The organism is Segatella hominis, assembly GCF_019249725.2.
Classification (GTDB): domain Bacteria; phylum Bacteroidota; class Bacteroidia; order Bacteroidales; family Bacteroidaceae; genus Prevotella.
Window position 1 is genome coordinate 2113631 of sequence record NZ_CP137559.1, and the last position, 25031, is coordinate 2138661.

Here is a 25031-nt window from a genome sequence, read left to right on the forward strand (position 1 = left end):
GAGAAATAATACCATTAAATACCACTAAGAAAATAATTCTCCGTAATTTTGTATGGTCAATTCAAAAAAACGACGTATCTTTGCACTTGCAAACAAAAAAAAATAGAATGCCTATGCTGAACTTAACACATTACTTCCCGATAACCGACCCTACGTTGATCTTCTTCGTAGTGCTGCTCATCGTTCTCTTTGCCCCTATCATTATGGGTAAACTGCGTATTCCACACATCATTGGCATGGTGTTGGCAGGAATCGTTGTCGGCAAGTATGGACTGAATATCCTGGAACGAGACTCCTCCTTCGAACTGTTTGGAAAGGTGGGCCTCTACTACATCATGTTCCTCGCAGCCTTGGAGATGGACATGGAAGGTATGAAGAAAAACAAGTCGCGACTACTCATCTATGGCTTGCTTACCTGCTTCGTGCCGTTTACGCTCACCTATCTCATGAGCGTCAACCTGCTCCACTACTCCACCAAGGCCTCGCTCCTCCTCAGCTGTATCATGGCTTCCAATACGCTGATAGCCTACCCGATAGTTTCGAGATACGGATTGCAGCAGAAACCGAGTGTCACGCTGAGTGTCGGGTCCAGTATGCTTTCGCTTCTGATAGCGTTGGTCATCTTAGCAGGTCTCGTTGCCTCATTTGGCGAGCATGACGGCGTACTCTTCTGGATATTCTTCGCCGCCAAGTTTGCAGCCTATTGCGGTTTTATGATATTCCTCATCCCCCGTCTTACCCGCTGGTTTCTGCGCCGCTACAGTGATGCCGTCATGCAGTTCATCTTCGTCATGGCGATGCTTTTCATGAGTGCAGCCTTGTCCCAGATAGTAGGCATCGAGGGCGTGTTCGGAGCTTTCTTTGCCGGCCTCATCCTCAACAGATACATTCCCCACGTATCTCCACTCATGAACCGCTTGGAGTTCATCGGCAATGCCCTTTTCATCCCTTATTTCCTGATAGGAGTAGGCATGCTCATCAATGTCAACCTGCTCTTCCAGGGCGGTCATATCCTCTGGGTAATCTTCTGCATCGTCTTTTTCGGAACGTTGGGCAAAGCCATAGCAGCCTATGCAGCATGCCTCGGTTTCCGCCTTCCGCTTTCCTCAGGCCACATGATGTTTGGACTCACCTCAGCCCACGCAGCCGGCAGTATCGCCATGGTCATGGTCGGAATGAATATCCTCATCGGCCCCAACACTTATCTGGTGAATGATGACATGCTCAATGGTGTGGTCATCATGATCCTCTTTACCTGCATCATCTCCTCGCTCCTCACCGACTGGTCGTCCCAGAAGATTATCCTCCGAGACAAGGAATTGCCGGAAGCTGAAGACGAGAAGAAGGGCAATGACGAGAAGATTCTCATCCCTGTGAGATACCCGGAATATGCCGACAACCTGATGGATTTGGCACTCTTAGTAAGAAATCAGAAACTGAACCGGGGACTGGTTTGTCTGAACGTGGTTTACGATGATAAGGACATGCGATACAATCAGGAACAGGGCAGACAACTGCTCGACCATTGCAGCCAATTAGCAGCAGCTACCGATGTGATGACCCAGACGCAGGTTCGTATTGCGGCCAACATCGCCAATGGCATCAAGCATGCTTTCAACGAGTTCCAATGCTCAGAGATTATCATCGGCATGCACATGCATCCGGAGCGTTCTCCGAAATTCTGGGGCGAATTCCATCAGAGCCTTTTCAATGGTTTGAGCCGACAGATTATCATGGCTCGCGTCATACAACCATTGAATACGATACGCAGAATCCAAGTAGCCGTGCCATCACGAGCAGAGTTTGAACCAGGCTTTTACCGCTGGCTTGAACGCCTCAGCCGAATGGCAGGAAATCTCGACTGTCGTATCCAGTTTCATGGTCGCACCGAAACCTTGGCGCTCATCAATGAGTACATACAGAACCGCCATCATGAAGTGCGTGCCGACTATGCCTTGATGAACCATTGGAACGAAATGCCACAGTTGGCAGCCCAGATTTCCAACGACCACATGTTGGTAGTGATTACCGCCCGCAAGGGAACAGTATCCTACAAGACCGCCCTGGAACGTCTGCCAGAGGAAATCACCCGCTTCTTCTCGGGCACCAATCTGATGATTATCTTCCCAGACCAGTATGGCGATTCATCCGGTGATCAACTTACCTTCGCAGAGCCACAGCATCAGGAGGAAATCAGTGCTTACGAGGCATTCAGTCAATGGATCAGAAAGAAAATGAGACGATAAAAATGAGAAATGAATAAAAAGGCTAAAGATAAGAAAAAGGTGTACGCCCCTCGCAATGAGGACGTACACCTTTTATTTTATTTCTCACTTCCTTTCTCAAAATAGGGAACTAATTCCTTCTTTACATCGAAGCAAGGACAGGCTTTGGCGGAAAACTCGTTGTGACCGTGGATGGTGGCGTGAGGGAATTCCTCCTTCAGCTGAGTGATGAGATCCAGCAGGGCAGCCTTCTGTTCAATGGTTCGGGTATCCTTTGGCTTGCCATCCTTGGATAAGCCGCCGATGTAGCAGATGCCGATGCTGATAGCATTGTGCCCCTTGCAATGGGCACCGATTTCAGACAAAGAACGGCCTACGTGAATGTCGCCGTTGCGGTAGATAACAAAATGATAACCGATCTTTCTGAAACCGCGCGCTCTGTGCCAGCGGTCGATGTCGGCAACTGTGTAGTCCTTATCTTCTTTGGTAGCACTACAATGAATGATGATTTCCTTGATAATACGCTTCATGATATAAAATTAAATATTAGAAAAGATATACAGAACTCAGAGGGATTTCATTCTGCTCAATGTCCTGAATAATCAGCCTGATCTCTTCACCTTTCCCTATAGCTCCTTCCAATACCTTATAGAGATCAAGGTAGCAATCTAATGTATGAAGCAACAGACCTGCTGGACCAGCCTTCCCGATGATAATACTACCATGTTTCAGCGTGAAAGCCCCATTGCCAGGCATGAAGAACGGGATGCGAGATGCAGTCTTTATGGGGCGGGCGTCTATCTTTCTAATCACAGGAACATTGATAAGCTCCTTATCAATCGGAGATTCCATCCATTTCTTCCTGTAATTTTTGTTAAACATGATTTCAACCTTGTATTCACCGGCAGGCAAATGGCGAGTAGGATGCTCCAATGTTCTATACTCAAGCATTCCTTCTACAAGTATAGTACCCATTAAGCCCCAGGGAGAACCAATTTGACGATAAATATTTATTTCCATGATTTTAAAATTTTGAAAGTGATATTCGGGGGAAGTGTATCCCCCGAATAATTTTGACCGGAAATTACCATGACCTTAATGACCACTTTATATTGTAGCAGTTATTTTTTGGTAATGCTTGTCTTTCAGTATAACTATCAATCCCTGCTTTCGCCAGTTCTTCAGCATTTGTCTTGCCGTCTCATTCGTTACACTGGCTCCCTTCATGGCAATGCTCTGTTGTAGAGCCTGTTCAAATGTGAAGTTGGTATCCAAGCGTTCAAAGATAGAATCATTCTTGCCACGATGGGAACGTTCGGAAATAACAGAACGACTGCGATATGTTTTGGAAGTGAATGCTTCCTCTATGCGCTGGCGGAAGTAATAGAGTGCATTATCCAACTGATAATCGGCAAGGACATTGAAGGCTGCAAGCATGGTTGGTGTCTGCGTCTTGACAATCATGTCTCTCCATAACTGCGGATCTTCCTTCAACCGCTTCTCTGCTCCGTTCAGTCCATGCTTCTGAATCAGCTGCTCTGCCACTTTGCAGAGCATGATGCAAGTCATCATTCTCATGGTGGTAGGACAGATACGGAAACGCTGACGGGCTTTCACCATATCATCATTCTTCATGGTCTCCATTCGTATCTGCTCCAGCCAATCACGGCCTTTCTGTTCCAGTTTAGGCAGTTCCACCTCGCCACTCATCAGAGGCAGAAGATGGGCTACCATCTGAATACGCTCTTTCTGACGCTCAGTCAGCACATGAAGATTGTCGGTGAGTGGCGTGAAGGTATTATCAGGAGTTCGAGCCACGACAATACGGCTTTGGAAACCATCCGTATAATTGCTGACCACTCGGTAAAGTGCATCCGGCGTTCCGCACATCACCACGTTCCACAACAGATGTTCGATGTGAACATTCACCGCATCCGCACTTCTCGCCTCTCGTTCATAGCTCGTTCCGTCGTAAGCCTGTCGGAGCATCACAGAGAAATCGCTCATGGCCGATTTCCATTTCTGTGCCACGGTATCGGCCTCTGGAGTGAAGGAGAAGGCGTGCTTGCCCTCGGTGTTAGCCAGACGTTCTGCGAGATTGGCCACAGTATTGTTCAGCGTCAGACATCTTACAGGAAGCTTAGGCTCTTCCGGCTGCTCCTTCTTATTCTTTGCAGCCCGCTTCTTGGCTCTCCATTCATCCTCTTTCTGCTGATACATTTTATCCATGTCCTTCACTTCTTTCAGCCAGGAATCCACCACAGGGTCAATGCTTCCCTTGCCAGAGGCAAAATCACCAGCAATGTAGGAAATGAGGTTGAGAGAGTTCATTTTACTATGCACAGACACTTTCACTCCAGTAGCCAACGCACCGATGATTGGGCAGATGGCAGAGATAACAGGCATAGCCAAGAATGGACCAACTGCATCAACAGATTCCTTGACACCCAGCGGCAACTTAGGCAGAGCATTATAGTAAAACTGGTCATCCTGTGCATTGATTTCATCAAGTGCATTGATGAAAGCTTCATCGTCTTCATCCGTTCCTCCAGACGCAGCCTTTTTCAACTTCTCCTGTCTAATGGCAGCCAATACGTCTTTCAGGCGTTTCGGCATTTGCGTGATTTTCTCATTCAGTGCCGAGTTGATGCAAGCCATCTTCTCCTGATCAGGGAAACCATCGTAGCAGGGAATCACCTGAGCCATCAGATTGCGGTCGAAACCGCAGATATGACGGAGATTAACGGCAAGCTCGAAAGTCAATGTGTTGCGATTGGATTTCACGGGTTCCTGACCGTCATTATACATCTGCCACCATTTGGCGATGATGTCGGAATAAGGAATGCCAAGATATTTGAGATCAGATGGGGCTGAAACTTTGGGAGTTCCAGCAGATGAGTTTGAAGTTCCACTCTTTGCAGCTGCAACTGCTGAAGTAGCTACCTTTTCTTTCTTGCCAGCAGCCGAAGCGTTTCCGCCAAAAGTCGTAGCAGAGGCGTTCTGTATCGGATTTTCCCAAGGTTTATAATGCTTGTTGGCTTTATGAGCACCTTCTGGCAGTTCCTCCTGCCCATATTTCTCTCGTTCCTCCAAAACCTTTGCTTCAGCTGCCACAGCAGCCTCGTCATAAGCATCCTGAAAGAGATGCGGCGAGAGGAAAAGCAAGTCTTCATCATCCGAAGTGGTGGTGAAGTAAACCCGGTTGATGTCGTGAGCCGACGTATCCATTTCGCATTTCAGCATTGTAGCAATCCTCACCTGATTCTCCAAGATGGTCTTGCCCTTTTCACGCTCAAACACCGCATGACCGCCCTGTCTTGCGCTCCTTTCCAACATCAGAAGTCCGTATTTGCCCGGCTCCTTCAGCAGCAGCTTGGCAGCTTGGGCAAAAGCCTCTGGTTCATCCATATCAAATCCGAAAGCCGAACTTGGCAGTTTCATGCCTTTCACTACGCCCTGCGGATAATGCCCGGAGTAATTGAATTGTATCAGTCTGCGTTTCGCAGCATCGCTTCCGGCACGAGCCTGACGCAAATTCGCCTTCTGCTCTTTGCTTCCACGCAGCTGCTTATATTCCTCTTCCGAGGTGATGGGACGGGCAACCTTGTGCCCGTTCTCCACCTTAATTAAATAACTGCTCATTCTGTTTCGTTCTTCATGTTTTAGTTCTACAATGTTTATTTAGTTTCTACAATGTTTAAAAATATTTATCGCATAAACAAACTTACTGCTTCAACTGTAGCTCTACTACGGCATTGGCAGCCTCTCTTGCTTCCTTTACGAGCGCCTTGCCGATATTGACCCCCTCGTCACTATACACCTTGAGGGTAAGTTGCACGGCATTATCCTTCGTCTTGCTCACACGTCCGTGAGCCAATTTCTTGATAAGTTTAGACTGAGAGCGCGGCTTCGCTTTCGCAACGAAATCGAATGTGCCGTCGCTCAACTGCTGGGCAACGCCCTGTGAACGGAACCCAGGCACTTGGTCTCTCACGCCCTGCTGGTCAGGTGTAAAGAGAAAACACTTTCTCTCGTCATAGAAAGCCACACCGCCCAACTGTACATGATTGCAACCGTTATTCTGTTGCACCTGCTCGCAACCATTATTCTGCTGGTTGCAGTTTTTAGAATTATCTTTGTTCATATCTGAATTGAAATTTACGAGGAGAAACATCAGGAATGTTGCGCGCTTTACTTAAGAAAATCCTCCGTCTGTCCCAACTCAGATTAATAACTTGTTCCAGAACCCTCGCAGCCTTTCTCCCTGCGAAGCTCTTTTTACCTTTTTACTTTTTTACCCTTTTACCTTTTCAATGTCCGTAACGAGAATATCCTGATAAACCTGACCATTGTGCTCATGGGTAGTAAAGCGGAGCGTAACAGCCACCAAATCGCCAGGATAGAATTTGCACTGAGCCGCATTCCCCAGCATTGCCGCAGCGTACTGGTTCTCATACTTGCCACCCATCTCCTGCAACACGATGTTGCACTTCATCATCTGACCGTTTTCACTCTTCTGACTCTGTACAGCGAAAGGCTCGCCCTGCTGCACCACTCGCATAATTTTTGTTTCCATAATAAAAAGAAACAAGACCTCGCCTTCCTTTTAAGGCTCATTAGTTCAAGCTCCGATCTTGCTGAAAGCTGGTGCAAAGATACGGCAGCTATCTGAGGGAAACAATCGTTTTCCCAAAGGTTCCCCGAAAAACCCACGTTTTTGGGAAAAATCGGTCCCCCTTTGGGAAAAATCTGTTTGAAGGGAAAAAACGAGTAAAAAGCGAAGACAAAATTACATTTCTTAACATTAAAAATCCCCATTTTTCCCAAAGGCTCTTAAAAAAGTCTCTCTTTTCTGACATTTTTCTTATCGTAAAGCGCTGATAATGTGATACTTATAGATTTACCATCTGCTTTCCCAAGAAATTTCCAACCCTTGGGAAAAATAGAGGGAATGATAGAGGAAAAACAATTTATCACACACACATTAAGGGATTATCGCTTTAAATCAACCCCTCAATAAAAATCCTACACTCCAAAAAGTTTATAATTCAAAAAAAAACCTTATATTTGCATCGTTTTAGCAGATCATTTAATGTTAATGCTATAATGCAACTACCATGATTATTAAAAAGAGAACAATATTCCCTTTCATCATTGGAGTTGAAGAAATAAATCACTTTTAATATAACATATTTAATCATGGATAAAGAGAAAAAAGCAGAAATATCTTATTATGTGGGATGTATCGTATTTTTCGTTTCATGTATAGGAAGAAATAGTTATAACGAATCTATACATGAGGTAGAAGGTAATTGTCAAGTTAAAGTGCCTTTTGAAACCATATTTGTTTCAAGTATAATTACGGCAGTAGTCTTTGCTATTGGTTCATGGTTGTTATTAACAATATATGATTGCTATACAAAAAATAAAAAAGAGGGAATAAGTTTTTGGAAAGCATTTAAAGAAGAGGTTTTTTGTAAGAAAACGCTTCTAACTCTATTTGTAATAACCGCAGCTTCAGTTCTTATGGCATTTATAGGAATACTATTAATTGGTTTAGCTATTTTCTTAATACCGCTATTAAAGGGGAAATTTAAATGATGGCAGAATATCTTCATTCTGCCATCTATATTTAATCAGCCTATATTCTTTCACCAATGACAGGAAAACTTTTGTATGGATAAAATTCTATATAATGACACCATAATCTTTGTAACTTTTCCTCTCTTCTACAATAAAAGCATTAGTAATAGAAATTAAGCTCACAGAGATTCATTCTCACTACTTGCCGTTTTATCGAATATATTTCAATTCATTCTGGTTTATACGCATAGTACTACCATCCATGTATTCGATGTCAATTCCTGTAAGGATTAACTTCTTTGCGGAATAATTGTACCATAAACATTCCCAACATCCATCGTATCCATCAGTTGCTCCAGGTTTAATTGGACCTGTAACTTTACCACCACTTTCTGATATTCTGCGAATTTCGCACGATACAGGATCACCTACGGCATTAATTGGATAGCCACTCCAAGTTAAGTATTTGATAGTTTTCTTTGAAACATTTTTCCAAATAAAATGAGCATCTACACCCCCTGCGCTGTTGGGAGCAGACAGATAAGCCTTTATGATTTTTATTGAATGTTTGACCTTATCTATTCTGTCAGCCTTTCTGATACTATCAATACGAATAGAATCAGCATCCTTTTGAATGTTCTCTCTTGTGGCTGACACTTGTTCGTTTTTAGGTGTATGATCTATAGTCGCGAGAATAGCTATTAAAGCTATAAGTATAAAAATACATAAACCAAATAAGCCTTTTTGTATAAGTTTATCAGATTTACTTTTTTCATTTTCCCAATTGTTAGGTTCTGGAGTATCAATAATATCTGCCTCAGCTCTAACCTGATCTGCTGCAATACATTTTTGATCAGCAAGTTTAGCTTGTCTTTCAGCCTCTTCTTCCTCCTCCTTTTGCTTCTTCTCGGCTTTCCATTGTAGGAATTCCTCGAACTCTTTCTTTTCTTCTTCTGTCATAATCAAATCGTATAAAATTATTTATTTTCAAACATATAAGCTTTTGTAAATATCAATCAATACTTATTTGTACAAAGTAAGCATTTTAGGATTGTAACTAATTGCAAAAATAAGTATTTTTTTTGAATTATAGACATTTTTAGAGAAAAAGTCTATTTATCTTCTAAAAATATTATTCTCTACTCAAAATATACTACCATTTGATAAAAAGAGAAACGGCAATCCTACTATCTCTAATCTCTTTCAAGTAGCTGAAGGCATAGGCTGCGACATTACTGATCTTTTCTATTCAGAAACAGAAGAGACTGCTGAAGTATTACCGGAAAATGAAAATAATGCGAAACCATACAAGAAGTTGAGACAGGGTGCCCTGTCATTCAAACGGAAACCTTATGCCCTCATTGCGGCAAAAGAGTGAAAGTAGGAATCGTATTGATGGCAGAATAAAATATCCTGCCATCATTTAAGTTTTCCTTTCAATAGAGGTAAAAAGAAAATAGCCCCATTCCATAAAAAGCCATACAAAACAACATAAATATATAAAGAAAGTTAAACACAAAATGACAATGACGCTATTATTGCATTATTATGGATTTTTGTATATCTTTGCAAGCAAATAATTATAATTATAAAATTTAAAATTATCAAGATATGGCTAGAAAGTGGACAAAGGATACAGTCTGGCAAGAAAGTATGAAGTTCTAGATCAGAATTCAAAAAGAACAGTTCTGGCGCATTCCATATTGCATATATAAATGGTTGGTTAAATGAAATGACCTGGTTGGTACATCCCGCACCCAAACCAATCAAATGGACGAAAGAGGCAGTTTTTAAAGAATCAAAAAAATATTCGTTCTTTAGCGATTTCAACCGCAAAAATGCGTCAGCATATGCAGTTGCAAGAAAAAAAGGGTGGCTTGACGAAATGACTTGGCTTAAAAGAACAAGGGTTATACGTGGGTTTTGGCTATCACAGACGAATGTATTTAATGAATCTCATAAGCATAAAACTTTAAAAGAATTCAGAGAAGGATGTTCTGCTGCTTATAATTCTGCAAAGAAAAAGGGATGGCTGAAAGAAATGACTTGGTTAAAGAGAACTGATAGCAAACCCAAAGGCTATTGGAAAATCAAGGAAAACGTTTTGGAAGAATCTCATAATTACAAAACAACTACTGAGTTTTGTAAGAGAAATTACCTTGCATATAAAAGTGCGCTTGACAATATGTGGCTGGACGAAATGACTTGGCTCAAGAAAGCAAATCGTATGAAAAAGGGGCATTGGAAAAATAAGGAGGCTGTCTTCGAAGAAGCTAGAAAATATAAATACAAAAGTGATTTTAGCCGTAAAGCTCCTTCTGCTTATGCTACCGCATGGAAAAACGGGTGGCTTATAGAAATGACGTGGTTCCAGCCCAAAGGGTACGACCGTGCTCTTAAGGGACCAGTACACAAAATTTATGTTTATATTGATGAAGACAAAAAATATGCTTATGTAGGAGCCACCAACAATATTGATCGCAGGGATTATGAACACAGAACCAAGAAAGATGACCCTGTGCTTAAATATTTTACAAGCATAGGTAAAAACGTCCCAAAATATAAGATATTGAGAGAAGGTCTCACGATTATTGAAAGACAGCGTGAAGAGCGAATACAATCCCTTTATTACAGAGATATACTCCACTATACATTGCTTAATAATATCAATGCTACAGGTGAGAACATTGGCTCTTTGGGTAGTCTCGTATATAAGTGGACAAGAAACAAAGTTATAAAAGAAGCAGAAAAATATAAAACGCCTACAGAGTTTTTTACAAAAGCTGCAGGTGCTTATGATGCAGCTCTTAAATACAAGATGATGAATAAAGAAACATTTCCATGGTTCTACAGCAAAAGAAAACCGCCTCGTTGGTGGAATGTAAAAGAACATGTCTTTGAAGAATCGAAGAAATATAAAACTTGGAATGAATTCTTTTGGAAGTCATCTGCTGCTCATTATTCTGCAAGGAAACATAAATGGGAATCTGAAATGACATGGCTAGCTCATGATCAAGCCGTTCAAGGTTATTGGCAAAATGAAGAACATGTCATAGAAGAATCTAAAAAGTATTCAACGAGAACTGATTTCTGCAAAGGTTGTCATGCTGCGTATGATTATGCATTCAAACACAATCTATGGGAAAAAATGCCTTGGATAAAAACTAAAGTGAAAGAACAAGGCTATTGGACAAAAGAACGTGTATTCGAAGAAGGTGCCAAATATTCAACTAAAATGGAATTTAAAAAGATGGCGCCAACTGCATATTCAAAAGCTGTAAAATACAAATGGATAGAAGAGATGAATTGGTTCGTTTCTAATGTAAAGCCTAAGGGCTATTGGCAAAATAAACAGAATACATTGGATGAATCTCATAAATACTCTTCACGCAGCGAGTTCAGATGGGGGAATCCAGGTGCTTATAGGGCTTCTATAGATAATGGGTGGATAGAAGAAATGACATGGCTAAAGCGCCCAAAGAGCTATAATTATAAATGGTCACGTGAAAATGTATTCATAGAATCACATAAGTATGAGTCTCATGGTGCATTTAAAAAAGGTAGCCCTGCTGCATACAGAGTTGCGTTACAGAATGGATGGTTAGCATTAATGGTGTGGCTTAAAAAGTAAGAGTCCTATATATAGAAAGATTTTATCATTATGTATAATCATAGCTAATTAATGGTTAACATAATAAGTATAAATAATATTTTAAATTAATAATTTACAATGGAATACAAACTGAAATGGCCTGATGTAAAAGGCCGCAAAGAGATTAAAGCTATTGACGTTAAATATGGTGACGTAGTGGCAGTTGCTGAATTTTGTAGAAACTCGTTTACAAACGAAATTGAGTTTGGAAGAACAGGCTTAGCCGTTATGGAAAGTCCTGATTGGGCAATATGGTACATTAACCTATGCAAAGAAGAAGGGCGAGAATGGGTTAATGACCCACTTCCAGACGATGTAATGTTATTTGAACCAACCGAAGAAGAAGAATATTTCGGTAAATTAATTTTGTTACAAGAATTATTTAATACATATTCAAATCCATTTTTTAATGGTCAAGTAATAACAGATGCGACTATAGATAAATATCTAAAACTAGAATTTTCTAGTGTAATCGAATACATAAAAAAATATTCTGAAAAATGGGGATATAGATTTTGGGATGATGCTATTGACGCTATTGCTGAAGCTAAAAAAGAGAGAACGGCACAATTAGCAAATCTAAAATTAATCAAGAAGAGGGTGTAACTGCACACTATAATGAAATGACTATCTCAAAATGAGGATAGCGTAATGTAATAAGAATTAGTCTAGATTACGTTTCAATTGGAGAGAGGTTGGGGAATGTCCCACCTCTCTCTAAGTAAGATAGTCTTCCCCTCTCTCAAACACTTCTCATATAATCATCCCTTTTCGCCAGCTTATAATACAGATCCTGGGCGGTATGATAATCGGGATCGGAGCCTTCAAGCCACTCCGAAAAATGGTGGTTGTGGTTCTTCTACATTTCCTGCTTGCGAGACGACTCCACAACGCACTACTTTCCCCAATATCTTTCAGCCATAGGCTGCAACCTTTCCTTTATTACTTCCATAACAGTCTTGAAATCAAGAGTTTCTTTCCATTGAATCTTTTTCAGAAATGCTTTCCAGCGAACTATACGTGCTGCGTCTGTCGCAAAACTTTCTGTAAACAACTGCAATTCGGGATTGTATGTAAGCCCTCTATTATCGAAAGTCGCCTTAATCGCATCATATAATGTGTCATCAGACAAGTCTCTCTTTGTCAGGAGTTGGTAACAGTCGAAGAAATCTTTCATGCGACTGTTGAGCACATCTCGGTCTATCATCGTATGGAATTTCTCGGCAACAACAGTCTCCAAGGAATATGCCTGTATGTTCACAGATGGAATGTCAGGCAAAAGCAATGGGAAGTCAATAGTTGTTGGATATGGAGTTACAACATCACCAAAGCCAATGTCAACAGACATGTTGTAAGCGATGGTATCCATGTGGACCGTAAAGTAAAATCTTGTGCCAGGATACTTCTTTTCAACAGTTATAGGCTCCAACTTAATGCTGTTAACATCAAACGATACTCCATCCTCATCGCATACAATGCCCAAAATTTCCTGGAACACGTGCGCAAGGAAATCCCTATCACGGCTAATTCTATCTGCCATGAAATCAACATCTACTGTAGGACGTGCCTCAAGTCCGTTCATAGCATAAAGCAAAGAGCCACCTTTCAGCAAAAAATTGTCCTTATATTGGCTTACAGATACTCTGTAAAGCAACCTCTCGTTGAAATATCTTGCCAAGAGATACATATATTTATAGCCTGTCTCATTCATCAGATTGAGCAAGCGGGTCTTAACAGACTTACCGTAGTTTTTCTTTCCCATCTTATTCTATTGCTATTTCAAGATAATTTTTCAATGTATTGAATACCCTGAGGCGTTTGGCGTAATCCTGCAAACGAGTGAGATTGCGATTGGGCTTTCTCAGATAAGAACGAATCACTTCCGCACAAACATCCAGCCCCAATTTGTTTCTGTATTTCACTGCATCACAAACACTTCGCTCCAAGTCGGTAATGCGAACATGGAAACCGGATATTTCTGCTTCCATAATGCCAAACTCCAGATTCTCCTTCTTCCAATAATACAATTCTATCGGAAGCGTTTCAGGAATCTCTACTTTCCTTTTATTGGCGATGGCAATGCAAAAAGCTGGTGGAACAGTTGTCGAAAGCTGATGATAAGCCCAGGCATTGTATAGACACACAATACCTTTAGGGACAATCCGCTCCACATCTATCATTGTATTCAGCAGGGCTTCTGGAACAGCATAAATACCCTGGCGCAACTTGATCAAGTCGCCACGTTCCTTAGCTCTCAACAATCGCTTATACTCTGCCATATGAGGAATATCAGTAGTAGAGATTGTGCCTCCTAGTGCTTCCACTTTACAAACTATATTGTCCATATCACATTTATATTAATATCATTTCGCTGCAAAAATACAATATTTTTTTTGAAAAGCGGTAATATTCTACGGAATATTTTCAAAAACGCCGTAGAATATTACCAGCATTATCCTTGTTTTATACCCAGGGACGATAATTATCTCTAAATCTTCCTCTCTACTTTCCAATATCAACACCAATACTTCTCTTATAATCCTCCATCTTCGCCAGCTTATAATACAGATCCTGGGCGGTATGATAATCGGGATCGGAGCCTTCAAGCCACTCCGAAAAATGGCGGTTGTGGTTCTTCTGCGTTTCCTGCTTGCGGAACGACTCCACCACACATTTCTTTTCTGCATCTGGAAACATCAGGTTCATTCTCTTCTCGAAATCTTTCTTGTCCTGATCGTCTTTGATGATATGGAAAGTATATTTCATCATACACCATACTATATACCATTTCTGCTGCGTATCAATATTGCCCTTAATCCAATACTTCAATTTATTCTCCAACTTCACAGGATCCACCCAGTTGGCAAAGAAGGAATCACCAAGTCTCTCAAATTCATCTGCTTTAGCAATCGCGTTTCTAAGATTCTCAAATTCTCCCTGAAACATAAATAGTTTGTTGAAATCATCAGGTAAAGCCTGTTTCTGACAAAGCCCGCTCGCAAGCAGTTCTTCAGGAGAGTCATCAATGAAATAATTTTCATACCACATGAGGCAAAGAGGATTTTGGTTGTATTTATCTACCGTCTCATCCATTTTGGAGCTAAGACTAACCTTATTAGCATCCAATCTTCTCACATCAAAGTATTTATTTCTTCTCTTAACAACTCTTTCTATATGTTGGGGAAGATTATTATCATCATATTGCTTCTTGATATAATGGTAGATAATTGCCTTTTCATGTTCCGAGCGAAAATCCTCCAAATGTGATAAAGCAGATATGGTATGTTTTATCTGGTCGATGTAGGTAAGCACATTATCCAATAATAGCTTTAATCCAGATGATACCATTTCTTTTGGACAAAGCTGTATAATATCATAGGTAATAAGCTTAGCATTATTTCCTGCCAGAACTCTGAGATCGTTCTCATTTGGGAATTGATAGAAATAGGTTGGATCCGTATCTATAGGCTGGCAGACAAGATACTCAAATTTACCCAATACACGTTCTAATTTCTCTCTATAAATGAATAAAATATCCTCACTATAATTTTTATAGATAGAGATATACATTTTCTTGTGGAGCGTATGCACTAAATTCAGGTAATCAGCCATTTCTATAGACAAAGTCTGATATATACAAAAGAGGTAATCAATGTGAATGTGCTTTTCAGAATAATATTTGATTTCACTGATAGCATGATTAATCTCATTAAATAAATGATCCGTCTCTCTCTTATAAATGACAACATCATTCTCATTAATGGGGGCATAGACTTGTTCGCCAGTATCCTCATCTGTTAATAGAAGATCTTCTGCAGAGTTAATTTTCAGCAGAAGATTGAAGCTTTCTTCACTTGTTTCTTCATTCGTGTTTTGCATTTGGTTAGTTTTTAATTATTAAAAAGAAAGGCGAAGGTATCCTTGAAGTACCAATATTCTTGATACCTTGCTGATTATCTTCTGGAGTTGCTGGGTTCCGAATATTGAGAAGTGCAGTTAAGCGTCTATATCATATTATGTGATATTTTCTACTTCTTTTTCTTCAATATATTTATTTTTGTTCGACAATTTTACTATACATCACGATTTCGCTACCGAAAACCTATATATTTGAGCTTAAAAATAAGGGTTTTTAGTGAAAAAATCCGCAGTTTTGAGCTCTTAAGTGAAAGAATAAGCCGAAAAACGCTCCATAAATAGGGATTTCTTATCATAGTATAAATACACAATAATTGTCCCCTCTCTAATTTACGTATTACTGCCTATGGTTGATTCAACTCCCATGAGTTAGGATTTATAAGTCACTCATAATAAAGTACTTAACTCCGCCACTTGGGGGTAATTCTAATTCACTCTATATGTTTATCAGCATCTAAAATGTTCCGTATTTCATATCTTTTGGCAAAGATAATAAATCTTTTATATAATATCGAATTTTATTATTTTTTTTAACGTAAAAGCAGAAAATAGCTATTTTTGGGGTATAAGAAGTCCAATTTTGATGGCAAAACATCCATTTTAGAGACAAGAAAAAGCCCTCCATTTGCAGTTTTGGGCTGAATATTTTACAGAATTAGGCCGCGAAGACAATAGAGACAGATGCTGATTGTTAGTATATTTTATCTTTATTGCACTTATAAATGTGTCGCAAGCAAAATAGATTAGATTACATAACTTATTGATAGTCAACAACATAAACAATCATAACAATTAAAAATGATTCTCCTATTAAGTAGCATTCTGGTCAAAAAGGTCAATGTCATAGTTGGTCAATTTATAAGAAGTATTGGTCATTTTTTCTATAGTATAATATAAATATATATTTATATTATACTATAGGCTTTTTGACCCATCCCCCGAAGGATTTTGACCAACAATGACATTGACCTTTATGACCGCTTTTCTAAAATCCTGAGCCGCTTCCTTCATTTTCTTCCAATTCTATCAAAATGCAGCAATTGATTTCCGAAATATCATTGTAAAGCACTATCAGTCAGACACTTACAGACACCCCTAAAAAATCTGTAGCGGAAAAATTTGTTTTCAACTCCAAATTGTTGTACCTTTGCACCAGCAATCGAAAGAAAGCTTCTCTTGCACCGAAAGTCGGTCTTTACAGACGACACATTTGAGTCTCGATTGATGTAAGGCGCCAGACATCAATAACGACCCAAAGAAGGACAAGAAACGGGGCTTCTGGGGAATTGAAATATCAACCATCTAAACACACACAAAGTATGATTAACTACAGCATTACCATGCGCTCAGTGAACAGTAACCTCCTTGAAATCAATCAGGCTAAATCACGTATCAACCAGGCTAAGAAAGAGGGCAAGAACCCCGACCAGGCCGACCTCAACCTGGTGAAGACCGAGAAGAAAAATGCCTTCGCCGTATCTCAGTATTCTGATGTGATGACCATCGAGAAGTTTGCCAAGCACATCTCCAGCCACGGCAGCGTCTATTCTCGCGCAGACATCTCCGCCATCCTCTACATGACCGTGGATTGCATGAGAGAGCAGCTCCTCGAAGGCAAGAAAATCCGCCTCGGCGATCTCGGTGATTTCTCCATCCTCCTCTCATCCAAGGGCGCTGAAGATGCCGACAAGTTCACCGCTCAGAACATCACCGACGTAAAGGTTCTTTGGGAGCCAGGCGCTGAGTTCAAGAACCTCCTTGCCGATGCCGAGTTCAACCTCGTAGCCAGCCGCAGTGCTCAGGCTGCAGTCATCAAGGCCATCAAAGCAGGCAAGGCCAACGTGGACCTCAACACTCCAACTACTCCTGACGACGGTTCTGATGGCGGTGGCTCTAATCCAAGCGGCGGCACTCCTGCAGGAGGTAACACCGAGCAGAGCGGCGGCACCAGCCAAGGCACCGGTTCCAACCCAAGCGGCGACAATAAAGGCGACACTGGACAGGACGGCGATGGTGACTACGAATTGAAGTAGCCCAATAAGTAAAAGTAAGTTTAACCTTTAAAATTGAATCAATATGAGTAAAATGAAAGCAGACACTTGGAAGACCATTCTTCAAATCGCCATCAGTTTCTTAACGGCAATTGCAACCACGCTCGGAATAACGAGTTGTGTGGGATAAAGGAAAAATATTGCGTTCAAGCAAATCATAATAAAGTTTTCAACTGTTTAAATTAATAGTATGTTTTCATAAAGCAAGCCCTCAGCTGAGATAGCTGGGGGCTTTCATTGTTTATGACATGAACGGAATAATCACTTTTTAGAACAGTGGTCATTGGTCATGGTTATTTCTGGTCAATATCATTGAAGGTATTACTAAAAATGGCTATAACACCTATTTATATATACAAAAGATGGGGTCCAGTCTCACGACTCACCCCATCAATCCTCATGTATACGAAAAATTATATGCAATATAATTGTTTTATTATTATTTCACCGCAATCTTTATAGAATCCTTACCTACTTTGGCGATAACTAATGATTCGTTTACGGCAAAAGAAGCTGAGCCATTCGCTGCAACCGAAGAGCCGAGATACTTGCCATCAGTAGCATAGAACTTCACCACTTCACCATTATCAAGACCAGAGAGGGTGATGATACCATCATGGGCAGAAGCCACAACGCCACGTGTTTTAACCATATTGATATTGGTACTATTATCCAAGTTTGCATCAATCCAATAAAGCGTAGCTTCCGCCTTATCAGATGCTGTATATCCATCTGCTGTAGCATAAACTGAAATATTATAGGCTGCAGAAAGAGATACTTCACCATTTTCGCTCAGCGCATCAGACTTAATATCTGTATCAGTTATTGTATAATGATACTTTGCTCCTGCTGTTTCGCAAGCGAACATCAATTTGCCTGATTCGTAAGAGATAGATGGTGTAGAGCATTGAGTAACTGGCTTGTTATCTTCTCCTGCTTCGCCTGGATTCCAAGCATAGATATATTTATAATTAGGTCCAAAAGCATCTTTATAACCCTGTAGGTATTCTGTTGGAACCTTAATTATACTTGTCGTTGGTATTTTTAAGCCTGCGTAATGTGAATTACAATATTTACCTTCAAAATATACAGTTTCCAATTTTTGACAATTTAAGAAGCAATTCCCACCCAATGAAGTAACAGATGAAGGGATGGTGATAGAGATCAAACCACTGCAACCTTGGAAGCAAAAATCACCCAACGAAGTAACAGATGAAGGGATGGTGATAGAGGTTAAGCCACTACAAGTACCGTATCTATTATTAGTTGATTATCAATGTTATACGCTCTAAACGGTAGAAAAGTGGCAATATGGATTCTGTGTATATACGAAAAGCGTGAGATTTAACGTATTTAACTTTCGATTACATTAAAAACTACAGAATAGTGATCGGATGGGGCGTTTCAACCGCACCCATAATGTGACAAACAAGAGTTATCCAATGATATTTCAGGGGGTACGGTTGAAACTACTCCCTCAAAGGATGTGATTGCCAATCATCCCCTTTTATTCTATAAGTAAACATCGCACGATTCTTATCATATATTGTCTGAGCATCCATTGTGTTACTCGTTAGCAATATGAGAACGAGTAACGCAATGGATTTATATTTATTTGTATATGTTCTGAACACATTCATAAATCGCTGTTAATTCTTCGCATTGTTTATCTTGGGGTATTGATTAGTGCTTGTTCTGCATTGATGAGACCATAACCATAATAACTATTCCAAGTACCGTTTTTACGTGTCTCATTATATTTATTTGGCCCAACTTTCTTTGTATTGTTTTCTATGATGTCATTAACTTGTGTTACGGTAAGACGGGGGATTTCGTTCAAGAATGAGAGCCGCCAAACCTGCTACATGTGGACAGGCCATTGATGTACCATCCTTAAGGCCGGTTTCGTTATTAGGCAGTGTAGACAACACATCAACACCAGGAGCAACCACATCTAGCTTATCTCCGGTTTGAGAAAAATAAGAAATATTTCCATTTGAACAAAGTGCGCCAACAGTAATTACTAAAGTTTCCCACCCCTTTATTTAGGGGTGGGAAACTTTAGTTACTTAACTGCGATCTTATACGTTTTACCATTTATGGACAGAAGATAAACTCCAAATGTCGGTACAGAAATAGAGACGTTTCCTTCCGATGTTTTTGTGTTGTATATCATTGTCCCATCAAGGGAGAACAGTTTTATATTACATCCCTTAAAAAATTGTCCTATTGATATGACACCATTTGTTGAGTTTATCGATACTTCACGGTTCTCAATCTCAACAATGCCACTGCTGCTCCCAATCTCCATTACATTGCGTTGATTGACAACAACATCTCCTTCTTTGGAAACGATTGTTCCTTCGGGTATAATTATAGTATATCCCTTTTCCGAGATAAGCGGAATGTTCTCGAAATCCGCAGCCAACACCCAGTCCCCATTTTCTTCCGAAATTGTCGGTACAACTTCCTTGACTGTGAGATTTTCATTCTCGATGTTAAGCTTGATAATCGGATTTGCGGAAAGGGCAATCGGACGGTCATAATAGAATTTTACTTCCCCAAGCACATCCGTGGTATGGTTGTCAAAGAGACTGCACCAAGTGTACTGGATTGGCTTCACCGGCTCTGTGTAACCGCCTATGAAGTTGACGATTGCTTCTTCATTTACAATATCCGTACGATATAGGGCACTTGTACTACCCGCAGGCAATTGAATCGAGTATCTCACTCCATTCTCGAAATTTATGTTTTCGCCAAAATCAATTCCTGCATAACCGAGATTCCAATCCCAGCTTACATCGCAGTCATATTCTCTAACAGGAACCCCTTCACGAAGGAGTATCGCCTTCCCGCCATCGACGGGTGCAGTTTCGCCCATGGTGCAGACGACGGTGACGGTGTGTTTGCCTGGGTGCACAGCCGCAACGACTACGGCAAGACCAAGGTATCGACCCAATACCTCATCGACAACAACAGCATGTTGGCGGCATACAAGACGGACGATGCGTTCACCAAGGCTTGCAAGAGCTACGGCAGCAGCGCCGATGTGTTCCTCACTCCCGACGATAACGGTTCGGTAGCTCCCGTCGCTCCTGCTGTTCCCGATGTACTCCCTACCGATGGGAAGTTTGAGGTCAAGCTCATCGCCAATCCCTCTATCGGTGGTTCGGTGACCGGTGCCGTTCGCTGCCCTGCCGGTCAGTCGGTGGAGATCAGCGCCTCGCCAGCCGAAGGTTACCAGTTCAACCGATGGAGCGATGGCAACACCAATGCCTCACGTAGCGTAACGCTCAATTCCAACACCACCCTCACTGCCTACTTCAAGTCGGACAGCGACACTGGAGATCAGAATCCCAGTGGTTCATTGGAGGGCTGAACCACAGAGTCCTGCGGCACGTCCGCGGGACTCTTTAACACCCACTTTTAGCGTATAAAAATATACTCAATAAACTTACATTCATTTCGCTATTACCATCTGCTTATCAGCGAAAGCGCTACAAGCGTCAACCAAAGCCAACAGTTTGCTCCAGTTTGAGACAGGTTCCACTCTATGAGCAAAACATTTGCGCACATACACTTTTACACTTTCATTTCCAGCGGTAGCCTTAACCGTGAATTCTCCACACTCATTAGCCACCGAAGTCTCAATCTTCTTTAATGCTTCAGCAGAGACCTTATATCCTTGCGGCAACGGAATCTCTATATTCCATTCATCAGCAAACGCCATCTTGCGCCAAACATCATCGATACGCTCTCGATCCTTGCCTTCTATTTTCAACGAACTTCCTATTAACTTACCTACCGACAACAAATAGTTATTTCCAGCGCGTTTCACCATTCCATCCATCACATAATCTACATGATAAACAAAGTTAGAACTATCTCGACGGATTCCCACGCAATCTACTCCATAGCCACCGACTTGCACAGGATTACCATCGTGATAACTACTGATTTCAGCCTTAAACGGATCTATGGCATTTTTCCGAAATTCATTGAAAGCTCCTTTTAATTCAGCAGATTCCTTCTTAGTATAACAAGAGTACGGATCTTTGTCGTCGTATTTCAAATATCGCCAATAAGCTTCAAGTTGGCTTGAACCAAAAAGCGTGTTATCAGGACTCACCAAAGACTGACCGTACATTTTCTGTTCACCCGAATAAGTTACCTTCCTACTGATATCAAGTTTAGTACCATCAAGTTTAACCACCATATCAGTCACCGACTTATTGTCTTCAGCTTGACTCACAGGTATCGTTATTTGTTCCTCGGAATCTTGCATATACGCCTTTCTTCCTTGATATATATAAGGTATCTCGGAAGCAACCTTAGGATAAGTACCAGGGAAATAATACAAGTTAGTTCCCTTGAGACGGAAGAACCAAGTGGTGGAATTGTAATTGATCAACTGATCCACTGGAAGTGCTCCGAGAGGTGTCGTGATGCCCATCTCCAATTCTACTCCTAACTTACGCAAGTAGTTGGGTACTTTATTAAAAGCCCTCTGAGAAGATCCCCAACTAATATACTCAAAAGAATAAATACGGTCAGCTTTCTCCTCGGCAGACATCCCCTCTTTTTTGGCAGACTTGAAGACGCTCTTATACGTACTAGGAAGACCAGCAGGAGAATATCCCCCCTTAGACACATAAGTCTTCATCAGTTTCCAGTCATCCTGCAGAATAGGTGCCACATCCGGATTGGCACGAACACCCTTCTGGCGCATGGCCTTCTCTACGATGACCGTTTTGGTCTTGGTAGGAGTAATAAACATCATGATGTAAGGCGACTGAACGGTTGCATTGTACCATACGGAAGGTTCTGCATCCACAGGCTGGTCCATAGTCAGGTCGAGCACGGCATTCTTGTCCTTATCCGTTGTCTGCTTAAACTCGGGAGCACCATTCATGGAACGAAAAACTGTGGCAAGACTCTGATCTAACACACAATGAATACGGCTATAGAGCACTGGCTCACTTTGGCGCAAGAAAAATACAAACGGATCCAACTGCTGTTCCTGAGTGTCTATCTGGTCTAACGAAAAGACATCAATACAGTCGCCAATCTCCAAACCTGGCACCGCAATCTTCTGACTGAGTTCCTTGCCTTTCTTACCTTCCTTCACATCTACGTAATCGTCGAAATCCACCACCTGCACCGTGCCGTCTTTCTTCAACACACGAATTCCCAAGATGGTATTGGTCGTATGATGATATCCGCCCTGCCATTTCTTCGATTTTGTAAGAAAAGAGAATTCTGAATAGTCCTTCAGGGCTTTCTTGTCGTTGATTTGTATCAGCATACGCTCCATATCCTCGCAATCTATCTGGCGTGTCAGTCTTCCACTGATAAACAACTCTGTCGTAGCCTTGCGATGGTAATCGGTACTCAGTTCCTTGTAATAAGATAGAATCACCGCCGATTCCTTCTTGAATTTCTCGGGCACAGCACGTTTCTTGAAATCAACAGGCGTATTGTCCCATACTTCCTGGCGTACTTTTTGCGCCAACTTGAGATAATCAGCCTTGTTGTCGGCCTTAACCGACAAACATACGAGTTGCATCATCAATAAGAAGAAAGCAACTCCCGCCATTCTTACATTCTTCATAATCTCAACCTTTTAAAATATCAATTACTTATTTTGTTAATATAACTACTTGCTGATTGCAGGCATCATTCCATTCGGAAACCATTTTGTTCCATGCCGGAATATCCTTCAAGGCTACTCGCCTGTTCTTGATAACATATTCCTTTTTCATGACGACACGATTGCCTTGTTTGGAAAACGTACAAGACAAGTCAGCCCAATGGGAATGCGACGCAAAAGGAGCAGGGAGTTCCTGCACATGCATACCTTTTGGTATAGAGAGACTGACCTTACGCACATTTTTGACTTTCATACTTATCATATAATCGGAAACCCGTTTGGTTGTATCCACTGGAGTCAGAAAAAGGCTCTCATCGAGATTGGCATCTAAATAAACACTACCGTCAACCAGTTGCCCAGCTCCCTTTTTCATAAAAAAAGCAGTGATATTCAAAGACTCATCCCGAGGACTATTTCCCGTCATCACAATATCCCCAATCTTATCCAATCGTTCATCACCCCCCATCGCTGCCACCAAGGCCTTCTCTTTTTCATCTTGTGCCGTAGCGTCAATCCCCACTAGTATCCAAGACTTCATATCGCCCTTCCATTTAGAGTACAATTTTCCCTTTATATCATAGTTTCCATCATCCCCAGATTCCAAGGTTGCCTGATATGTTATAGAAGAAAAGCAAGAATCAGCAGCCAGCTCAGGTAACTTATTCATACGAAAGCTATCTGCGTCTTCTACCAAAGCCATCCTTCCTTGTATATTGTCTGGCACATAGCCTAAAGGAATATATGGATTCGTAGCATCCAGATAATATGGCTTTCCCTGATAGAAAACCGTACATATCGCATGATCAATAGATGCAATAGAAGGATTTTCCTGCAAAGAATAAGGTACATCCCATGTCCCTATATCCGTTTGACGAGCATCAAAGCCTTGAGCCTTGAGCAAGGTTTTGAGCAAAAGAGCCATGGCCTTGCAATCACCATAACGCTTACGAATAGTTTCAGCAGGTGTTGCCGGTTGATGGGCAGAAATGCCTGCCTCAAAAGCCAAATATCTGATATTCTGCTGTACCCAGGCGTAAGTATTGGCTATCTTGTCATAATCGTTTTTTGCCCCTTTCTGTATCTCTCTTAGTATTTCTTCTTGATTAGGAATAGAGCAATCCACATTAGCCAACTGATGAGACCAGACAAACATATCTTGCAGACTTTGGAATGCTCCCAACACCAAGAGATGAGGAGCACTATATCCCCAAGATGGAGAATTAGGTTCTATCAGCTGTGCAGGTAAGGAATGAATCACATAAGTAAAAACGGAATCTCCCTCTGCATTACATGTAGTACTTTTTTCTATACCAGCAGGAAGATTATATTCTTTTATCCGAAACTGCTGGAAGGCTTTTGGCTTGATTACCTCTATCTTCTTATGCTCTACATAATTAGCTTCACACAAAGGAATAGTTGTGAAATAAATAGGATTGAGATAGGTTCGAGTAAAAGAAGCCTTCAGAGTCTTGCCAACCTTTGGAATCTGATAGCTAAAGTAGCAAATCTTGGTATCATCGTAAAAGACATTACGAGGGATGGCTGACTTGTATTGTGCATACCCCTTACACTGTGCCTTGTCCAAACGAATAAATTCTCCGTAATAAGCACATGGTTGAACTATAGCGGAATATTGGGTTACACCATACTCATAATCCGTAGTGTTAACAACAATAGTCTTACCTGCGTCATCAGTTTTGAAGACGTATCTATCATTGCATTGCAATATATGCACATTGTCATCAGCTTTTTGAGCCGAGATGGGTTGCAAAAAAGCGAAGAGCAATACCAGCATACTATCTAAATCAGCAAGTCTGTATTGGAGCATTTTTCTCATTTTCATTATACTCTGCTTCTTTTATTTATTCTGTTTGCAAAAATAAGGAAAAAAACGAGAACAAAGGATAAGAAAAGAAATTATTTTGTTTTTTGATGTCATGGGGACTGGTCCA

General features: G+C 41.1%; 21 protein-coding genes and 1 pseudogene. 7 read left to right on the forward strand and 15 right to left on the reverse strand.

Annotated elements, in window-relative coordinates; all coding sequences use genetic code 11:
• Positions 1 to 113 precede the first annotated feature (113 nt).
• Positions 114 to 2246 carry a cation:proton antiporter gene (locus KUA50_RS08770; protein WP_218457773.1) on the forward strand — a complete coding sequence of 711 codons (2133 nt, stop codon included), beginning with the start codon at positions 114 to 116 and terminating at the stop codon, positions 2244 to 2246.
• 77 nt (positions 2247 to 2323) lie between these two features.
• On the opposite strand, the gene KUA50_RS08775 is transcribed toward KUA50_RS08770, so the two are convergent.
• The 5 genes from KUA50_RS08775 to KUA50_RS08795 all read right to left on the reverse strand — a co-directional run bounded on the left by KUA50_RS08775 (position 2324) and on the right by KUA50_RS08795 (position 6801).
• Positions 2324 to 2755, reverse strand: coding sequence for an N-acetylmuramoyl-L-alanine amidase (locus tag KUA50_RS08775; protein WP_218457774.1), 432 nt, complete (start codon positions 2753 to 2755; stop codon positions 2324 to 2326).
• A 16-nt stretch (positions 2756 to 2771) separates the two neighbouring features.
• Positions 2772 to 3245, reverse strand: a complete 474-nt coding sequence (locus KUA50_RS08780) for a DUF5675 family protein (RefSeq protein ID WP_218457775.1) — start codon at positions 3243 to 3245, stop codon at positions 2772 to 2774.
• Between the two features lie 87 nt (positions 3246 to 3332).
• Positions 3333 to 5867, reverse strand: a complete 2535-nt coding sequence (locus KUA50_RS08785; protein WP_218457776.1) for a DUF3987 domain-containing protein — start codon at positions 5865 to 5867, stop codon at positions 3333 to 3335.
• A gap of 82 nt (positions 5868 to 5949) precedes the next feature.
• Complete coding sequence (locus KUA50_RS08790) at positions 5950 to 6369, reverse strand: hypothetical protein (protein WP_256624339.1); 420 nt, start codon at positions 6367 to 6369, stop codon at positions 5950 to 5952.
• A gap of 150 nt (positions 6370 to 6519) precedes the next feature.
• Positions 6520 to 6801, reverse strand: a complete 282-nt coding sequence (locus tag KUA50_RS08795; protein WP_218457777.1) for a DUF3127 domain-containing protein — start codon at positions 6799 to 6801, stop codon at positions 6520 to 6522.
• A gap of 623 nt (positions 6802 to 7424) precedes the next feature.
• Here KUA50_RS08795 and KUA50_RS08800 point away from each other — a divergent pair.
• On the forward strand, positions 7425 to 7826 hold the full coding sequence (locus KUA50_RS08800) for a hypothetical protein (RefSeq protein WP_218457778.1): 402 nt from the start codon (positions 7425 to 7427) through the stop codon (positions 7824 to 7826).
• Between the two features lie 192 nt (positions 7827 to 8018).
• Here KUA50_RS08800 and KUA50_RS08805 read toward each other — a convergent pair whose 3' ends face one another.
• Positions 8019 to 8768: a hypothetical protein gene (locus KUA50_RS08805; RefSeq protein WP_218457779.1), complete on the reverse strand. Its 750-nt coding sequence runs from the start codon at positions 8766 to 8768 to the stop codon at positions 8019 to 8021.
• 772 nt (positions 8769 to 9540) lie between these two features.
• On the opposite strand from KUA50_RS08805, the gene KUA50_RS08810 reads away from it, so the two are divergent.
• Together KUA50_RS08810 and KUA50_RS08815 are read left to right on the forward strand one after the other, a co-directional pair.
• Entirely contained in the window at positions 9541 to 11439 is a 1899-nt protein-coding gene (locus tag KUA50_RS08810) for a GIY-YIG nuclease family protein (protein WP_218457780.1), read from the forward strand.
• A gap of 99 nt (positions 11440 to 11538) precedes the next feature.
• Positions 11539 to 12066 (forward strand): hypothetical protein, encoded by a 528-nt coding sequence (locus KUA50_RS08815; protein WP_218457781.1) that lies wholly within the window; start codon positions 11539 to 11541, stop codon positions 12064 to 12066.
• 289 nt (positions 12067 to 12355) lie between these two features.
• Here KUA50_RS08815 and KUA50_RS08820 read toward each other — a convergent pair whose 3' ends face one another.
• The 3 genes from KUA50_RS08820 to KUA50_RS08830 all read right to left on the reverse strand — a co-directional run bounded on the left by KUA50_RS08820 (position 12356) and on the right by KUA50_RS08830 (position 15339).
• On the reverse strand, positions 12356 to 13222 hold the full coding sequence (locus KUA50_RS08820; protein WP_218457782.1) for a nucleotidyl transferase AbiEii/AbiGii toxin family protein: 867 nt from the start codon (positions 13220 to 13222) through the stop codon (positions 12356 to 12358).
• Position 13223: 1 nt separating this feature from the next.
• Positions 13224 to 13805 (reverse strand): type IV toxin-antitoxin system AbiEi family antitoxin domain-containing protein, encoded by a 582-nt coding sequence (locus KUA50_RS08825; RefSeq protein ID WP_134844144.1) that lies wholly within the window; start codon positions 13803 to 13805, stop codon positions 13224 to 13226.
• A 157-nt stretch (positions 13806 to 13962) separates the two neighbouring features.
• Entirely contained in the window at positions 13963 to 15339 is a 1377-nt protein-coding gene (locus KUA50_RS08830) for a hypothetical protein (protein WP_218457783.1), read from the reverse strand.
• Between the two features lie 1358 nt (positions 15340 to 16697).
• Here KUA50_RS08830 and KUA50_RS08835 point away from each other — a divergent pair.
• On the forward strand, positions 16698 to 17411 hold the full coding sequence (locus KUA50_RS08835) for an HU family DNA-binding protein (protein WP_218458239.1): 714 nt from the start codon (positions 16698 to 16700) through the stop codon (positions 17409 to 17411).
• A 52-nt stretch (positions 17412 to 17463) separates the two neighbouring features.
• On the forward strand, positions 17464 to 17559 hold the full coding sequence (locus KUA50_RS08840) for a smalltalk protein (RefSeq protein ID WP_218458238.1): 96 nt from the start codon (positions 17464 to 17466) through the stop codon (positions 17557 to 17559).
• A gap of 309 nt (positions 17560 to 17868) precedes the next feature.
• Here KUA50_RS08840 and KUA50_RS08845 read toward each other — a convergent pair whose 3' ends face one another.
• The 4 genes and pseudogenes from KUA50_RS08845 to KUA50_RS08855 all read right to left on the reverse strand — a co-directional run bounded on the left by KUA50_RS08845 (position 17869) and on the right by KUA50_RS08855 (position 20310).
• Positions 17869 to 18528, reverse strand: coding sequence for a hypothetical protein (locus KUA50_RS08845; protein ID WP_413777472.1), 660 nt, complete (start codon positions 18526 to 18528; stop codon positions 17869 to 17871).
• A 39-nt stretch (positions 18529 to 18567) separates the two neighbouring features.
• Positions 18568 to 18630 (reverse strand): annotated as a pseudogene (locus KUA50_RS16885) (hypothetical protein); the annotation flags it as partial.
• Between the two features lie 601 nt (positions 18631 to 19231).
• Positions 19232 to 19474 carry a S8 family serine peptidase gene (locus tag KUA50_RS08850; RefSeq protein ID WP_117747475.1) on the reverse strand — a complete coding sequence of 81 codons (243 nt, stop codon included), beginning with the start codon at positions 19472 to 19474 and terminating at the stop codon, positions 19232 to 19234.
• A gap of 20 nt (positions 19475 to 19494) precedes the next feature.
• Positions 19495 to 20310 carry a hypothetical protein gene (locus tag KUA50_RS08855; protein ID WP_218458166.1) on the reverse strand — a complete coding sequence of 272 codons (816 nt, stop codon included), beginning with the start codon at positions 20308 to 20310 and terminating at the stop codon, positions 19495 to 19497.
• A 21-nt stretch (positions 20311 to 20331) separates the two neighbouring features.
• On the opposite strand from KUA50_RS08855, the gene KUA50_RS08860 reads away from it, so the two are divergent.
• Positions 20332 to 20808 carry an InlB B-repeat-containing protein gene (locus KUA50_RS08860; protein ID WP_218458165.1) on the forward strand — a complete coding sequence of 159 codons (477 nt, stop codon included), beginning with the start codon at positions 20332 to 20334 and terminating at the stop codon, positions 20806 to 20808.
• An 81-nt stretch (positions 20809 to 20889) separates the two neighbouring features.
• Here KUA50_RS08860 and KUA50_RS08865 read toward each other — a convergent pair whose 3' ends face one another.
• Complete coding sequence (locus KUA50_RS08865; protein ID WP_218458164.1) at positions 20890 to 23040, reverse strand: hypothetical protein; 2151 nt, start codon at positions 23038 to 23040, stop codon at positions 20890 to 20892.
• Positions 23041 to 23068: 28 nt separating this feature from the next.
• Positions 23069 to 24922: a transglutaminase domain-containing protein gene (locus tag KUA50_RS08870; RefSeq protein ID WP_117748686.1), complete on the reverse strand. Its 1854-nt coding sequence runs from the start codon at positions 24920 to 24922 to the stop codon at positions 23069 to 23071.
• Positions 24923 to 25031: the final 109 nt, after the last annotated feature.

Excerpts from the sequence above, each read along its gene's own strand:
- KUA50_RS08770 (WP_218457773.1), top strand. The coding sequence starts at position 114 with ATGCTGAACTTAACACATTACTTCCCGATAACCGACCCTACGTTGATC.
- KUA50_RS08775 (WP_218457774.1), bottom strand. The coding sequence starts at position 2,755 with ATGAAGCGTATTATCAAGGAAATCATCATTCATTGTAGTGCTACCAAA.
- KUA50_RS08780 (WP_218457775.1), bottom strand. The coding sequence starts at position 3,245 with ATGGAAATAAATATTTATCGTCAAATTGGTTCTCCCTGGGGCTTAATG.
- KUA50_RS08785 (WP_218457776.1), bottom strand. The coding sequence starts at position 5,867 with ATGAGCAGTTATTTAATTAAGGTGGAGAACGGGCACAAGGTTGCCCGT.
- KUA50_RS08790 (WP_256624339.1), bottom strand. The coding sequence starts at position 6,369 with ATGAACAAAGATAATTCTAAAAACTGCAACCAGCAGAATAATGGTTGC.
- KUA50_RS08795 (WP_218457777.1), bottom strand. The coding sequence starts at position 6,801 with ATGGAAACAAAAATTATGCGAGTGGTGCAGCAGGGCGAGCCTTTCGCT.
- KUA50_RS08800 (WP_218457778.1), top strand. The coding sequence starts at position 7,425 with ATGGATAAAGAGAAAAAAGCAGAAATATCTTATTATGTGGGATGTATC.
- KUA50_RS08805 (WP_218457779.1), bottom strand. The coding sequence starts at position 8,768 with ATGACAGAAGAAGAAAAGAAAGAGTTCGAGGAATTCCTACAATGGAAA.
- KUA50_RS08810 (WP_218457780.1), top strand. The coding sequence starts at position 9,541 with ATGACCTGGTTGGTACATCCCGCACCCAAACCAATCAAATGGACGAAA.
- KUA50_RS08815 (WP_218457781.1), top strand. The coding sequence starts at position 11,539 with ATGGAATACAAACTGAAATGGCCTGATGTAAAAGGCCGCAAAGAGATT.
- KUA50_RS08820 (WP_218457782.1), bottom strand. The coding sequence starts at position 13,222 with ATGGGAAAGAAAAACTACGGTAAGTCTGTTAAGACCCGCTTGCTCAAT.
- KUA50_RS08825 (WP_134844144.1), bottom strand. The coding sequence starts at position 13,805 with ATGGACAATATAGTTTGTAAAGTGGAAGCACTAGGAGGCACAATCTCT.
- KUA50_RS08830 (WP_218457783.1), bottom strand. The coding sequence starts at position 15,339 with ATGCAAAACACGAATGAAGAAACAAGTGAAGAAAGCTTCAATCTTCTG.
- KUA50_RS08835 (WP_218458239.1), top strand. The coding sequence starts at position 16,698 with ATGATTAACTACAGCATTACCATGCGCTCAGTGAACAGTAACCTCCTT.
- KUA50_RS08840 (WP_218458238.1), top strand. The coding sequence starts at position 17,464 with ATGAAAGCAGACACTTGGAAGACCATTCTTCAAATCGCCATCAGTTTC.
- KUA50_RS08855 (WP_218458166.1), bottom strand. The coding sequence starts at position 20,310 with ATGGGCGAAACTGCACCCGTCGATGGCGGGAAGGCGATACTCCTTCGT.
- KUA50_RS08865 (WP_218458164.1), bottom strand. The coding sequence starts at position 23,040 with ATGAAGAATGTAAGAATGGCGGGAGTTGCTTTCTTCTTATTGATGATG.
- KUA50_RS08870 (WP_117748686.1), bottom strand. The coding sequence starts at position 24,922 with ATGAAAATGAGAAAAATGCTCCAATACAGACTTGCTGATTTAGATAGT.